5 protein-coding genes are annotated in these 16,488 nt (G+C 46.0%); 2 read left to right on the forward strand and 3 right to left on the reverse strand.

The features are described from left to right. Positions 1-67: 67 nt before the first annotated feature. Positions 68-2,041, reverse strand: coding sequence for a hypothetical protein (locus QUA01_RS16045; protein ID WP_333090688.1), 1,974 nt, complete (start codon positions 2,039-2,041; stop codon positions 68-70). Positions 2,042-2,223: 182 nt separating this feature from the next. Between QUA01_RS16045 and QUA01_RS16050 the strand changes: the two genes are divergently transcribed. After that, entirely contained in the window at positions 2,224-5,910 is a 3,687-nt protein-coding gene (locus tag QUA01_RS16050; protein ID WP_333090690.1) for an alpha-mannosidase, read from the forward strand. A gap of 52 nt (positions 5,911-5,962) precedes the next feature. On the opposite strand, the gene QUA01_RS16055 is transcribed toward QUA01_RS16050, so the two are convergent. Then, on the reverse strand, positions 5,963-7,147 hold the full coding sequence (locus QUA01_RS16055; RefSeq protein ID WP_333090692.1) for an anion transporter: 1,185 nt from the start codon (positions 7,145-7,147) through the stop codon (positions 5,963-5,965). A gap of 19 nt (positions 7,148-7,166) precedes the next feature. Here QUA01_RS16055 and QUA01_RS16060 point away from each other — a divergent pair, with 19 nt between their 5' ends. After that, on the forward strand, positions 7,167-11,384 hold the full coding sequence (locus QUA01_RS16060) for a PAS domain S-box protein (protein WP_333090693.1): 4,218 nt from the start codon (positions 7,167-7,169) through the stop codon (positions 11,382-11,384). 517 nt (positions 11,385-11,901) lie between these two features. Here the strand turns inward: QUA01_RS16060 and QUA01_RS16065 are convergent. Beyond that, on the reverse strand, positions 11,902-16,347 hold the full coding sequence (locus QUA01_RS16065) for a tetratricopeptide repeat protein (protein ID WP_333090694.1): 4,446 nt from the start codon (positions 16,345-16,347) through the stop codon (positions 11,902-11,904). Positions 16,348-16,488 lie beyond the last annotated feature (141 nt).

A 16,488-nucleotide genomic window follows, 5' to 3' on the forward strand; every position in this document is an offset into this window, starting at 1 on the left:
CCTCCAAAGATGGTTTAATACTGAGCTGATTGCTGCGAGTGCAACTTTTTTTATCATAGGCTAAAGATTACTCAATTTTATCTTTGGTTTGGAGGATTGTTGGCCAATTGGTTTTTGCCCAGTTCCAGAGTTGCTCTAGGATGTTTTCTAGTCGCACCATGAGTAGGTCTATCCATTCGAGCACTTGTTCTAGCGGGTGTTTAATGTAACCCATTGATTCGGATTTTGTTTCTAAGTATTCGTCGGCGGGCGGGACGGTGGCGCTGCGATTTGTTGGTTGGGCCGCTGTGGCTGTTGGGGTATATTTGCTGGTTTGCTGGGTGATTGCTGTTGGGGATTGGCTGTTTGGCGCGGTGTTGGGGTTTGTGTATTTTGGCACTTGGGTTTCCTGTTTCCCCCCAGGGGTTGATGGTGTTGCGGGTGCAGGGCTATTTTTTTGAGTTACTGCTAAATTTGAGGCTTTTTGGGGTTGACTTTTTGACTCTGGTGCGAGCAAGCTCTGCTTGAGTCCGGCGAGCAGGCGGTGAATTGATTTGGGGTAGGGCGATATTGAGACTGCGGTCGATCGACCTTCTGCCATTTCATCCTTGACTTTTGATCTGTTTTGTGATATTGAGATTTGAGCTGTTGCGCCGTCGGGTTCGGAACTGCCCTCGATCGACTGCTGCGGCCCTGGTTCCCCGAATAAGTCTTGCCAATTCAACCAAGGTCGATCGACCTCTTGGGTGTTTTCGGTTTTCTCTAGCTGTCCTTGATGTTGCAAATAATACCTAATTGCTACAGATTTCTCCGTGCTATCACTGGCTGCTGTTTCTTTGCCCAGCAGGTGGTCTACTGACGACCAAATCATTGTTTCGATGTTTTGAGCGTATTTCTCCAGGATTTCGCGGGCGGTCAGACCTAAATTGGTTGGCGCGACTGATGTATCAAGTTTTACCTCGGGATTGGCCGCGGTGGTTTTGTCGGCTGGGGGGACGGTAAATTCTTCGAGGTTGAGGGCGGCGCGATCGAGTAAGGTGACAAAGGACAGAGGATTGGCCGCTCGATCGAGCTTGTTGTTAAAATAAGTTTCTAATTTTGGCGTATTGTCATCAGTAGAATTTGATGCAGAAATCGACTGCTGCAGTGCGGTTGTTGTCGCAGCAGCCATCTGCGCTGTGGCTTTTTGGAGTAAGATAGCGTTGCGGTCGATCGATTTTTTGACTGCGAAAATTGATTCTCCAAACTGATTTCTTTTCACCGCAACCGGACTTGTCTGCAGCCAAGCCATCAATTCCCAAAAACGACGCACCGGCGCTAACTGAGATTTTTTAGCAGCCGACTCCAAACCGAGATTAAATTTTAATTCTTTTTGGGCAATGTGCCGCCGTTCCGGCCCGTTGTTGGCGACTTCCCAAGTTATCCGATTTTCCAGCAGTTCCTGCTGTTGGGGTGTCAAAATATCTAACACCTGATTTTCTCTTCCCACCAAAACTAAAGTGCGCGCTGGAATGAAAGTCGCGATGGCGCTAACTTGTGGTTTGCTGTCTAATTGAGTTTTGGTTAGCGGATGTTCTAAGGCGGAAGTTATTTGATGTTTGGCAGTTTTTCCACTGAAAAAATTGATAGCTGGAAGCAAACCCCTAGCTGGTTTCTCCGTTGCTGAATTTGTCTGATTTATTAACAGCGGGGCACTGGCTAAAGTTTTGGCAGTTTGTGACGGATTTAGAAGATTTTCGGCTAAGTGCAGGATTTTGCCGATCGAACTTTCCGACGTTTCTCCCTCATCCCAATTTGGTAGCAAATCGGGATTTTCGTCCCCAACATCTTTTTGCAATTCAGGTAAATCTACCTTGGGACTTGATTCCCGCAACTGTCTGGTCAACATTCGGGAACTTTGCACCAGCAAGTAAGCTGGATAAAGTAGAATTTGGGTACCGCTGAGGGTTGTTTGTTTAATTTGTCGCCAAGTGCGATCGCAATTATCGGCGACTTGGCGGGACTGTTTGGATATAAAATTTAATATTCGGCTTTGGTATGGGCCGTAGTAACCGTTAGACATAAGTTTAATTATTGAATTCAGGTTTTAGATTTGCGCCGGAATTGCTAAATTTTGCTGTAAAATCAAACCGAGATATTAATCGCAGTTTCAAACCCTCTGAAACCATTATTTCTTCGCGTCCTTTGCGCCTTCGCGGTTCGATTCCGATCCTGATTCCTACGCAATTCCTATTTTAGCTAAAAATGAACGCTTCTGTGACACCCGCTAGCAATAATATTTCTGAAGTTGTAGAGAAGTTGCGCCGCCTCAGTCAAGTGGAGGTTCAGTCTGGCTGGAGGTACTGCGACGGTGACTCGGTGGCGGGTTCGGTAGGTATTTGTAACGGGCCGGTTGCCGAACTGAACGGGAAAGGACATATTGCTTGGCCATCTGGGAAGCAAGTTGTTTATTTAGGGCAGAAATTTGTCATTCCTAACAATTTGCACGGCTATCCTGTGGTTGGTTTGCGGTTGCTGTTGGGCTTGACTTGGTGGGCCGAAGATGCTCAGATTTTTGTCGGCGGCGAGTTAGTCGGAAGGGGCGATTTATTCGATTGTGCCGATCGAGTTTTGTTGAGTGCGTCGGTCAATCCTGGCGATGAATTTTGGGTGATGTTGCGGTTGGTAAGTCCAGGCCACGATAGCGGTGCTTTAGTGCGATCGATTTGCTTGTACGAAGCGGCAGATTCTGCTTGTTTCGATCCGGGTTTTGTGGCCGACGAATTAGAAATTTTGCAAAAATCTTTGGCTGGTAATTCAGAAAATAAAAATTCCCAATACTTCCCCACCAAGAATATAGCAAATTGTCCCTTGTTTGTCAAGGGAAATTTGCTAAAATCTGAGATTGATTTGGCGGTTAATTTGATTGATTGGTCGGCTTTGCCGAATCGCGCCAAGTTCGATCGATCGCTGTCTGTTTTGCGGCACTATTTACTGGGATATTTGCTGGCTTTTTCTGATGATTTGGAGGGGGGAACCGCAGAGGGCGCAAAGAACGCAGAGGGAGGAGGAAGTCGGCTTTCTCTGGTTGGAGAAGATGACAAAATTACATCTATATATATAGGGGAAAGCGGCGCTATTACATCTTTTTCTGATGATTTAGATGATGGAACCGCAGAGGCCGCAGAGGGCGCAGAGGGAGGAGGAAGAAGTCGGCTTTCTCTGGTTGGAGAAGCTGACAAAATTACATCTATATATACAAGTAAAATCTATTTGGTCGGTCACGCTCATTTAGATTTAGCTTGGCTGTGGCCTGTCCCGGAAACTTGGGAAGCGGCAGAACGAACTTTTGAGTCGGTGTTGAAATTGCAATCGGAGTTTCCCGATTTGATTTTCTGCCATTCAACTCCGGCGCTTTATGCTTGGCTGGAAGAACACCGCCCGGACTTATTTGCTGCGATTCAAAAACAGGTGGCTGTCGGACGTTGGGAAGTTGTCGGCGGGATGTGGGTTGAACCGGATTTAAACTTGATTTCTGCTGAGTCAATGGTGCGACAAGTTGTTTACGGACAGCGTTATGCAAAGGAAAAGTTTGGGGAATTGATGCGGGTGGCTTGGCTACCGGATACTTTTGGTTTTGGATGGCAATTACCTCAGATTTTGCGACAAGGCGGTGTTGATTATTTTGTGACTCAGAAGTTGCGCTGGAATGATTCGACGGAGTTTCCCTACGGTGCTTTTTGGTGGGAAGGGTTGGATGGTACTAAAATATTTAGCATGATGTCTGGGGCGATCGGCGAAAGTATAGAATCTGTAAAAATGGCAAGTTATGCTTTTGATTGGCAAGTTAAAACTAATTTGCCAGATGCTCTTTGGTTGCCGGGAGTTGGCGACCACGGCGGCGGCCCGACTCGCGATATGCTGGAGGTGGCGAAACGCTGGAAATTGTCGCCTTTTTTTCCCAGGTTGGAGTTTGCCAAGGCGGTTGATTATTTGGCTTTGATTGAGAGTCAGTTTTTGCCGGATGTTGCGGCAATTTTGCCTGAAAATGATGTTCGAGAATCGGACAAGCCGGAGAATTTGCGGGCGCTAGAATTTGCCAATCCTTCTATCTCGCAACTCAAAAATCTCGGCCCTCTGCCGATTTGGAAGGACGAACTTTACTTAGAATTCCACCGGGGCTGTTACACGACTCGCGCTGACCAAAAACGCCAAAACCGCCACTGTGAAGAATTGCTCTATCAAGCGGAGTTGTTGTCTTCGCTGGCAACGATTTGCACGGGTGCGGTTTATCCGAAATCTGAGTTAGAATCGGCTTGGAAACAAGTGTTGTTTAACCAGTTTCACGATATTTTGCCTGGTTCGGCGATCGCCCAAGTCTACGCGGATGCTAATCTAGCCTTTGCTGAGGCCGATCGCGCTTGCCACCAAATTCTGCTAAAATCTTTAGATGCGATCGCCGCTCAAATTTCTCTGCCTTCTCCCCCGCAGCCGGACGCTCAACCGATTCTGATTTTTAATCCTCTCAATTGGTCGCGCTCTGAGGTTGTCAATCTACCGCTTCCCGATTCTGCTGGTTTAGCTTGGCAAATTTACGATTTGTCGGGACAGAGGCTGGTTTCGCAGGTTGTTAAGGCCGATCGACCGCCATCGCAATTTATCATGTTATTTTGTGCAGAGGATGTTCCGGCGATCGGCTACCGCGTGTTTTGGCTGTGTCGCGAAGACTCTCAAGCTGTGGGTAATGCGGGCGCGAGTCCAGCCACGGAAAATAAGACAGATTTATCGAAACTTACATACGGTATAGCACAAAAAAACGCACTTTGTCAAGAAACGCATTTTGCCGCCCCAGAAATGGTGTTAGAAAATGAACTTATTCTGGCAAAAATAGACCAAGAAACTGGCAATTTATCCAGCATTTGGGATAAAGTTAATCACAGAGAAGTGTTGAATGCAGCCGGAGGCAATCAACTGCAAGCCTTTCAAGACAGCGGTCAATATTGGGATGCTTGGAACATCGATCCGAATTATCAAAAACATCAATTACCCGCGCCGATACTCAAAGAGATTTATTGGATTGATCGGGGAGAATTACGGCAGAGTTTACGGGTTGTTCTGCAAATTGGCAAATCGGAGTTTTGCCAAGATTACACGCTAGAAAAAGGTTCGCCACTGCTGAAAATAAAGACAGTTGTAGATTGGCAAGAAACTTACGTTTTGGTTAAAGCAGCTTTTGGGTTAAATGTAGAAGCAGATTTTGTAACTTGCGAAATTCCCGGCGGGGCGATCGATCGCACAACTAAACCGCAAACACCCGCCGAAAAAGCCAAATGGGAAGTACCGATTTTGCGCTGGACTGATATCAGCAATGACGGTTTTGGAGTGAGTTTGCTCAACGATTGTAAATACGGTTGCGACATTCAACCAAATCAAATCCGGCTGACTTTGCTCCGGGGTTCGACTTGGCCGGACGAACAAGCAGATAAAGGAGTTTCGGAATTTACTTGTGCAGTCTATCCCCACGCTGGAAATTGGCAAGATGCCGGTACAGTTCGACAGGGTTACGAGTTGAATTTGCCGCTGCTAGTAAAGGTATTCCCGCAGTTAGGGGAAAATCGCAACAAGAGTTTACCCGCAGTTGGTAATTTTTTGGATTTGTCTGCCCAAAATTTAGCGCTGATGGCATTTAAACAGTCGGAAGATGATGCTAATGTTTGGATTTTGCGGTGTTGCGAATCGGAGGGGAAAGAGGCTGTGCTAGAATTGGATAGCGATTTGGAATTGGAGATTGTAGGGTCAGTTGATTTGTTAGAAAGACCTGCAAATTTGTCTGAAAAGTTGTCTCAAGGGCGAGGTTTTAAGATAGAGCCTTGGAAAATTGCAAGTTTTACTGTTGTAATGAACCGCGAAGGCGCAAAGGACGCGAAGGAAGAAGGGGAAGGGAAGAGATGAGGAGATTGTTGGCTGGTTAGGTGCTAAATTTAGGCTGGTGCCGCTCTGCAAATTAGATCCAAAAATACGCAATTCCCAACGTAACGAAAGTTAGCGGCAGCCCGAACCTTAAATGCTCCTTAAATGTCAATCTATCGCCTGTTTTTTCGGCAATTTCAGCTACAATCAAATTGGCCACAGAACCCAATAAAGTTAAATTCCCTGCCAGGGTAGAACCCGCGGCCAGCAACAGCCAAGCTTGTGTATCTGTTTTCGGAATCAGCGATTGCAGAACTAACACGGCTGGTACGTTGGAAATTAAGTTAGAAAGAATTACTGTTGTTCCCAACAAACTCAGCGGCGTACCAGTCAAATTAGTTAAGTTATCCAACAAACCGAGTTGTTGAACGGCCTTGGTCACAATAAACAATCCCGCAAACATCACTAGCAAATTCCAATCCACGCGCTGCAAAATGCGATCGGACTTGACGCGCCTCGTAATCAACAATATACTGGCAGCTATCCAGGCAGATTCGGCTAAAGGTGCTCCGGCTAAAAAAGCTACCAAAAGTCCTGCTGTTACCAACAAACTTTTCGCTAATAAAGGCTTGAATAAGCGATACCGAACTTGAGAAACCGCAGGCAAAGATTTGCAAGAGCGCACTTCGGGATAAAGCCACCACAACCAAATTACTTGAACTACTAAACAAATTAAAGCTACCGGTGCGAGAGTTCGGGAAAATTCCCAATAGCTAATTCCCGAAAAAGAGCCGACGAGAATGTTTTGTGGATTTCCGCTGATTGTTGCTACCGAACCTAAATTAGTGCCTCCTGCTAAAGCCAAAAGATAAGGGAGAGGATTGAGGGATAAGGAGCGAGTTAGAGTGAGTGTTAATGGGGCGAGCAACATAGCAGTAGTGTCGTTGAGAAAAAATGCTGATAAAATACCGCTGCCAAAAGTAACAGCTACTAAAATGCCGAAGGGAGAACGAGTAAAGCGAGTTAAAAACTCTAAAGCTAGTTGAAAAAAACCCGATGCTTCCAAGGTAGAATTAATCACCATCATTCCTAGCAAAAAAATGATCGTACTGGGGTCGATCGCCTCCCAAGCAGTTTTGAGGTCGAGTATCCCCAAAGCTACGGCAAAAGCTGACCCGACAATTGCGATCGCAGCCCGGTTCATCCGTAGCCCCGGCAAATATCCCAAACCGAAACCCAAGTAAGTCAGCCCCAAGATTAGATAGTTGAGTGTTATCATAGATACTTAAAATCCTTGAGTGTCGGTTTGTTCCATTGTCGGAGATACTACAAGTACAGACGCGGTAATTGCAACTCAACCTGCTAGCACCGCAACTAGCGGGAAATATCGCCAACAGACAATCTACCAACTACGAACAAACAGAGGATTTACGTCGGGAAGCAAAAACCAGCGCCCTGGGCAAGTTGCAATTTTGTTACAATTTGTAATTTTTCTAAATAACAGGTTTAATTTAGTTTCACAAGAAAGTTCAATTCCAGAAAGTAAAACTAATTACAGTCGAGTTAAGCTAAAAGTGTTTGCTAAAAAAATTCATTCAAGCAACGCAGAAAACCACAATTCTCACTTGGGCGGTACGGGCGGCGATCTCGCTGCAGCGAACATTTCGTGCAACAAACAAGTTGAACAGGATTGGTATCGAACTCTCTACGACAATTTTCCGGGCATTTACTTCGTTTTAGACGCTTTGGGAAGAGTTTTTTCAATCAATCAATTCGGCGAGACGAGACTCGGCTACAGGTCGCAGGAATTAATTTATCATTCAATTTTTAATATATTTTACTGTCAAGATCAAGAGAAAATGCAGACCGAATTTGCTGCACTAACACAGGCAAAAAACGGTAAGCTGGCTGCTGGAGTTGCCTATTGGGAAGGTCGCTTGACTTGCAAAGATGGTAGGGTTATCTGGGTCAAAGCAACGGCGCGCGCTTTGGCTGGGGTAGACTGGAAAATAGAGGACAATAATGGCGATCGCTCAATTGTCAATTTCCAGCGACCGACTGTACTGTTAGTTTGCGAAGAAATTAAGGCGACTGCGCCCCTAGCAGCGTCGCCAAACCTGAGAAAAAATTGGCGCAGTCCAACTTTGGCGATCGCGAAATTAGCCAAAATTCAACTTAAAGAACGCAACAATATAGAACAATTCATCCGCGAAGTCACAGAAGCCGCTATCAGTATCGTCAACTGCGATCGAGCCAGCATTTGGCTGTACGACGAAGACAAAACTCAGCTTCACTGCATCGACTTTTACGAAGAAAATACTAAACTTCATTCAGTACAAATAATCGTCACAGCAGCCGACTGTCCTGCCTATTTTCAAGCCTTAAAATCCGCAACTACCATCGCCACTGTGGCGGCAGAAGATGACCCGAGAACGCAAGAACTTGCCAATCTTTATTTTGCCGATCGCGGTCAGACTGCTTTGTTAAACGTACCGATTGTGCTAGCAGGTCAAATGGTAGGAATCATCAGTGCCGAACGTGAAAATTGTGGGGGTCAGTGGACGGAAGAAGAACAGGAATTAACCAAAATATTAGCCGATTTTGTATCTTCAAGTTTGTTAGCTAGCGAAAATGCTAAATCAGAAACAATACGGCGCGAACAGCAACAAAACTTGCTGAGCAAATACTACGACCGACTAGAAGAAAGAGTAGAAAAACGCACGGCAGAACTCAAAAAAGCTAACACAAAACTACAACAAGAAATAATTAGAAGAAAACAAGCAGAAGCAGAAATGCGCCGGGAACACCAAGAACAACAAATTATTTTTGATTCTGTGCCGGCGATGATTTGGTACAAAGATCGGGAAAGTCGCCTGCTGCGAATTAACAAAGCTGCCGCTGCATCGAGAGGTTTGCCAGCCAATCAATTAGAAGGAAAATCTTTTTATGAAATCTATCCAGACGAAGCAGAGCAATATTATTTAGAAGATTTGGAAGTCATGAATTCGGGGGTTCCCAAGCTGGGAAAAATCGAACTTCTGCCCACAGTCTCCGGTCAAAAATGCTGGGTGCGAATAGATAGGATACCTTACCGGGATGAAACAGGTCAAATTGCTGGCGCGATCGTGTTTGCAGTAGATATTACAGATTTAATTAAAGTCGAAAGGGAACTGCGAAGATATCGCGATCGCCTCACAGAAAAAGTTGAGAAACGCACTGCTATGTATCGGCAAGCAATGGCAGCTTTGTATTCGGCAAATACACAACTACAACAGCTAATTAATAGCAGTTATACTGTGGGAAATGGCAGCAATACAGCAGCACAATTGCTCGAAAGCGAAGCTTATTTTGAAGCAGTGGCGATCGCCGACCGCGACACAATATTGAGCGTCAATAGCGACTTTGCCGAAATGTTCGGTTACAATCCAGAGGAAATGGTGGGAATGAGCTTGCTGGAATTGCTATCGCCAAAATCTTATAAAGTAGCGCCACAAATGATTTCCGCTAGCACCAATACAGTCTGCGAAGCAATTTTTCTCAAGCGGGACGGGACTGCTTTTCCTGCTGACGTGCGGAGTAAATTCGTCGTTTGCGACGGTCGTTTAGTGCAGGTAAAAGCAGTGCGAAACCTCACGGAACGCAAATTAATAGCATCGGAATTAGAACGATCGCGCTCTTTGCTGCACGCTACTATGGAAGCAACGACCGATGGCATTCTTGCCGTTAGTACCGCCGGAGAACTGATTAGTTTTAACGAACAGTTAGTTTTAATGTGGGGGATTCATGAAGAAGTTAGAAACTCGATGGATAGAACGGTGCGGCTGACATTTCTCACCAAGCACGTTAGAGACCCGAGGGCTTTTTTGCAGAAAATTAAAGAAATTTATAGCGATGCGGAGTCCGAAGGCTGCGATATTCTCGATTTTAAAGACGGTCGGACTTTTGAGCGCTACACGCAGCCGATTCGAGTCGGACAAGATATTATTGGCAGGGTGTGGCGCTTCCGCGATATTACTTCTCGCGAAAAGGTGACGGCAATGTTGGGAGATTCTCAAAGGCGCTTTCGAGCAATTTTTGATTCTTCGTTTCAATTTGTCAGCTTATTGAAACCGGACGGCACTCTGCTGGAAGCTAACCAAACTTCTCTGGATTTTGCGGGAATTAAGCTGCGGGATGTGGCAAACCGCCCGTTCTGGGAGGGGCCGTGGTGGGGAAGTTCTGAGGAAGTTCGGGAACAGTTACAAGAGGCAATTTCTCGATCGGCCAAAGGCGAATTTGTCCGCTATGAAGTGGAAGTTCAAGGCGCACATGAAACGGCAACAGTTGATTTTTCTCTCAAACCTGTCGAGGATGAAACTGGCAAAATAGTATTGCTGCTGCCGGAAGGTAGGGACATTACTCAAAGCAAGCAAGCGCAAGTAGCGCTGCGGCAGCAGGTAGAACGGGAACGCCTGATCGCGCAGATTCAGTCGCGCATCCGTTCTTCTCTGGATATCGAAGATATTCTCAACACTACAGTAGCGGAAGTGCGGGAATTTTTGGCAACCGATCGCGTGATTATTTTCCGCTTCCGACCCGATTGGAACGGAGATGTGGTGGTGGAGTCGGTTGGGGAAGAATGGATGCCGCTGATGGGTATGGGTGTAGAGGATTGCTGTTTTGCTAATACTTATGTCGGACAGTATTTGAAGAACAGAATTCGAGCGGTCGAGGACATTCACACTTCTAATTTTGCTGAGTGCCACATCAATTTTTTGGCAGGGTGTCAGGTGAAAGCGAATTTAGTTGTGCCCATCGTGCAGCAGGGAATCGAAAATCGCAACGGTAATCCTACTTGTCAATTACCGAAGTTGTGGGGTTTGCTGATTGCCCACCACTGTTCTGCCCCCCGCCAGTGGCAGCAGTTTGACATGGATTTGCTCAGTCAGTTGGCTACTCAAGTGGCGATCGCGATCGAACAATCTTTACTTTACCAGCAGCTAGCAGCAGCTAACCAGCGGTTGGATGGCTTGGCGAATTTGGACAGTCTGACTCAGCTAGCTAACCGCCGTCGGTTTGACGAGGTGATTAACCGCGAATGGGAACTATCGAGCAGTTCGGAACCGCTATCTTTGATCATGTGCGACATTGACTGTTTTAAACTTTACAACGACAACTACGGCCACCAGGCTGGGGATGCTTGTTTGCAGCAAGTCGCGCGGGCGATCGGGGATAGTTGCACGAATGCACCCGCAGAACGCCTTTATTTAGCTGCTAGGTACGGTGGCGAGGAATTTGGGGTGATTTTGCCAAATACCGACATCGCGACCGCACAGGCTGTTGCTGAGGGAATCCGCCAGCGCGTCAAAGCTTTAGCAATTCCCCACGTCAAGTCTGTTGTCACCGATTGCGTGACTCTCAGCATGGGGGTGGCGACGATTTCTGAAAATCAAAATTCGCCGAAGATGCTGATTGAAACTGCTGATAAGGCGCTTTATCGGGCTAAGTCGGGCGGGCGCGATCGAGTGGCTAGTTGACATTAGTCATTAGTCATTAGTCATTAGTCATTAGTCATTAGTCATTAGTTATTGCTCGTTACCAGGCTCTGCCTGGTAATGCAGATCCGCAGACTCTGCCTCCTTTGATCTGGCAACTTACGGGAGAGAGGACTGTCGGAGGTGTTTAAGTTGTTAAGTTTTCGATCCTGAGTAAAAAAAGCGATCGCCCCAACTGGCATAAAGTTAGGGCGATCGCCGTACTATGAATCAGCATTTATATATCAGGCTTGGCGCGGGATTTTTACGCATTTTCACGAAACTTGTTACAAAACTTTACTCGGCGTTGCGTAAAAATATCCAGAAATCGCGTTTCTGTACTTGAGATCTCTTTTTTTTTGAACCACAGAGGGCACAGAGGAAAAGTAAAAGTAGGGTGCGTCGCCATCGAAAATTCTGGCTATTTGCAACGATGCGGTAGCGACGCACCCTACCGCATCATAAAGGGAGTGCGTCACTAGGATTTGGTATGACTACTGACTACTGACTACTGACTAACCTATTTAGCTAACAGTTTCTGAAACACTTCATACATCTCCTCAGCCAACTTTTTAGGATTCCACAAAGGTGCGAGATGTTCCGGCTGTTTAGATTTTATTAAATGCTGTTTCACCGCATTTCTCAAACCAGCGTCCCGCCCAAACTTAACTCCCCACTGCGTGTATTCTTCCCAACTCCAAGCCGCGCCGACATCAAGATTTGCGCTTTTGAGAAAAGCGTAACCCATCCGCGAAAGATATTGGTCGCCGGATCGAGTTACTACTGGCAAATTCGCCCACAAAGCCTCTAAATTGTGAGTACCGCCGTTGTAAGGATAGGAATCTAACAGCACGTCAGCTACATAATAAATAGCGCGGTGTTCTTCCTCGGTTCTGGTTTGCCCGATAAACTTAATTCTAGCAAAATCTACTCCTTGAAGATCGCATTCTTCGCGGTAAGTGCTGTGAATAACATCTGGATCGCCTTGGCCCTTGCGAATCAACAAACTATCTGGTACTTGTTTGAGAATTCTAACTTGAGCTTGTACCATTTCGGGATTCGTTTTTCTCCCCGGCGCAACACACAAATAAGCCATTTGATTTAAGCCAATTCCCAGAGCATTTCTAATGGCTTCTCGATTCACGGCAATGCTTTGCAGCGCGCCAATTGCTACCGAACAACTAGGCAACCTAACTAACTGTTCTAAGTAATGTTCTTCAACGCCTGGGGGATGAGTGTGTTCGTCGCAGAGAAAGTAGTGATTTTCCGAAATGTAGGGCGCATCGAATCCCAGCCAAGACACGCAAATTCCCGCAGGATATTGATACAGCACTTCGACATTTGTCGGCACTGTCATCGAGTCTAAATCTATTAAAACATCCAAATCGTCTTGCACTACTTCTGCGAGGATTTCGCCGCCATCAGCAAAGCCGTTGGGATATTTTTTCGGCCAGTAAAACTTGCCCGCCATTTCTTCAAATCGTTCGGTAACTTCATCTCGGTTGAGTTTGCCGGTGACGTAAAGATGAACGTGGGGAGTGATGCGGCTTAATTCGCGAATTAAAGCTTCGCTGCACCAGCCTACTGAGTGGCGGCGGAAGTGTTTGGAAAGGAAGCCGATTTTTAAGGGCTGTTGTTTTGTGAGGAAATTTGCCGATTTGATGCGGTTGATTTGCTGCCGCTGCATGACGGCTTTTTTGTAGTATTCCTTGGCAACTAATCGGTAGAAACTGGCATTTTTTTGGCGGTTGTCTCGCAGGTGGGAAACTGCAAATAGGAAGATTTCGTAAAGCAGTTTTAGTTCGATGACGCTAAAGGTTTCGACTTTTTCGTAGCAGAGTTTTTCGATTTCTTCGAGTTTCTGAATTGCCTGTTTACTGACACCTGATTGTAGGTAGGAAAAGACGTAGGCTGTGGCTGACATGACTGGGGCATTGTCGCCGCAAAATTCGCAGTATTTGTCGGCGACGCTGCGGGCTCTGGCGAGGTTGGTGGAGTGGCTTAGCAAGTCGCAGAGTTGTTGGTGGGCTTCGCTGAATTTGGGGCTGCATTCGATCGCCTTTTCAAAATGTGCGATCGCCTCTAGGGGCTTATCTTGTTTTTGAATGTGTCCCATCCGGCAGTAAACCTCTGCCCAATCCGGTTTTAGTGTCAAAGCTTGCTGATAGCTGGTTAAAGCTTCTTCCAGCCGTCCCAGCATGGAAAAACAACTGCCTAGGTTAGCGTGAACTTCCGGCCAATCTGGCTTGATTTTGAGAGTATTTTGGTAATGAATAATTGCTTCTTCGTACCTGCATAGCTGTAAGAATGAGTTGCCTAAATTGAAGTGCAGAACTTCTAATTCTGGCTTGAAACTTACAGCTTTTTGATAGTAAGTGATGGCAGCATCGAGATTGCCTTGTTGCGATCGCGCGCTGCCGATGTTAGCATAGGCTTCTGCCCAATCGGGTTTAATGGCGATCGCCTTTTCGTAGCTTTCGACGGCTTCGTCGCGCTTTCCTTGACTGAAAAGCCGATTACCTAAGTTAAAGTGGAAGTCGGCACCGACAAGCTGCGGGTTGAGCTCGGATGTTCTTTTAAAACACGCGATCGCTGCTTCAACGTTGCCGTGTTTGTGATATACTTTCCCTAAATTCCAGTGAGCGCCCGCTAAATCGGGACTCAAGGCAATGGCTTGCTGGTAATTGGCGATCGCCTCTTCCAAACGTCCCATTTTAAAGTACATACTGCCAATATTTGCCCGCACTTCCGCAAAGTTTGGCTGCAATTCTAAGGCTTGAGAATAGGATCGAATAGCAGCTTCAATTTTGCCTCCCGCTTGCAAAGCATTGCCTAAAGTGACGTAAGCGTGGATGTAATCAGGGCGAATTTTTAGGGCTTGCTGGCACGCTGCGATCGCCTCTTTAATTTTACCTTGAACTAAACAGTTTTCTGCCAGTTTTTTGTAGGGTTCTACTTCTTGATAATTGGCAACTTGTCTGCTGTCTGGAACCTTCAGCGAGGTAACTTGTTCGGAAACTGCGGCGGGATTGGTAAACGGAGTATTTAAATTTTCTGTGGTAGGCGCAGGCGGCAAATTGATGCTAGAAGGCTGCAAGCCGTAGCCTTCATCTTTATTGACAGATATTGGTTGCGCTGCGTCTGATTCTGTTTCTAATTCGATGACTTGGCTGCCAGTTTCTTGCTGTTTTTCTTGAGTCAAACTCGATAGTTTCTCCCTGGCGCTAGCATCTCCAGGTTGCAGTTGCAGCACTTTTTGACAGCAAGCAATTGCTGCATCTAACTTTCCTTGCTGCTGCAAAACGCCTGCCAGCATCAAATGAACCGAGCACAAATTGGGATTAATAGCAAGAGCTTTTTGGTAACAATTTGTCGCCTGTTCCAATTGCCCTAACTTGTAATACATACTGCCGAGATTCGCGCTAGCTTCGGCAAATTCCGGCTGAATTTCTAAAGCTTGCAAATAAGCTTTAATTGCCATTTCCAGCTTCTCTTCAGCCTGCAGGGCATTACCCAGCGTCAAGTAAGCGGCAGCAAAATTCGGTTGGAATTTAAGGGCGAGATTGCATTGGGCGATCGCCCTAGCAAATTCTCCTTGCAAAATATAAACTTCCCCCAACTTTTTATGAACTTCCACCTCGGCTGGATTCAACTCTAAAGCTTGCTGATAATTTTCAATAGCGCCCTCGAAATTGCCTGCATCTTTCAGCCGATTGCCTTTTAGGAAATAACTTTTAACTGCCTTGAAATCTACCAAAGAATCCGCGATCATTTTCTCTGCCACTCTTACAGGTTTTACACTAATACTATTCAACCATTCTACCCACTCTCCGGCACGCACAGACCAAGTACACCCTCGATTTATATATTCTACCTGCCGTCTCAGATCATTTTCAACAGTGGCGCTGCCGGCCCCCGCAAACTCTTTTAAAACTGAGACTGTCGCCTCAACAAACCGCCTTGTATATCCCTCCCAATCCGGTTTTCCGGCACGGTTCCAATTAGTTACCGATGCCAAATTTTCTGTCCCCGACAGAGAAACTAGACGCGCAAATCCAGCCGTTGTTTCCGGCAAAGCCGCCAAATCACTCGTCACAATCCGGCAACCGCTGGCCATCGCCTCCATCACCGCAATAGATGACGTTTCCAAATAGGTATTAGGGTAAGCTAAAACCGCGACAGAACGCAGTTGCCGGACGAGTTCGGGTTGCGGTATAGAACCGATGTACTCAACGCCTGCTGTTGCCTGACATTGGCGGTAAAGTTTACCGAAAAAAAGATTGTTATCATTGTCGTCTATTTGGTGTACTTTCATGCTAGAAAATACTTTTAATCTAGTGCCGGGGACAGCTTGACGAATTTCGGGAAAGACTTTTAACAAAATATCTAGTCCGCGAAAGGGAGTGCTGGTGTAAGCTATAATTGGCGGTAGAGATTTTTGAGATAAGATAGAAATATTATCGTGAAAAATGTTAGCAAAACAAGGTGCGATCGCATTTCTTAAAACATAACTGCGATTCAAGTCAATCCCAAAACGAGTGTGAAATTGCTCGCGCTGCCAGTCGCTAACAAAAACAAACGCATCGCAAGCATTAACTTCTTGAGGATTATTAAAATTTTCAAGAAAGACAAAGCCGGGTTCGTTATGAATCCACAAAATTAACTTAGTATGTTGGTCCAAAAGCGGCTTAATTTCCAGCGCTTTGCCGACCATATTGACTATAACTAAAAAATCGAGCGATCGCAGCAATTCTAAATTAGCTTTATTCCCTACCCGCTGCCTGCAATCAACACCGCGCGACATCCCAGACTCGGAAGTATTGTTAAGTAAAAATACCTCGCTTCCCAGCGCAGCCAACGCCTCAGCCAAATAACAAATAGCCGACTGAGTGCCACCCAAAGGTTCGCGGTAAGGAGTATCAATATTGTAATCCCAAGTGTAGGTATCCAAAAATCCGATTTTCATGATGGCAATTATCCGCCGATTTGTGAACTAGATTTTTTTTATTTAACCGCAGAGGGCGCAGAGGGCGCAGAGAAGAAAGAGAGAAGTTTCCACTTGAAATAATTTGCTATTTTCCTCTCTTATTCTTCTTCCTCTCAGCGT

The organism is Microcoleus sp. S36a_B3, assembly GCF_036700745.1.
In the GTDB taxonomy this organism is placed as follows: domain Bacteria; phylum Cyanobacteriota; class Cyanobacteriia; order Cyanobacteriales; family Microcoleaceae; genus Microcoleus.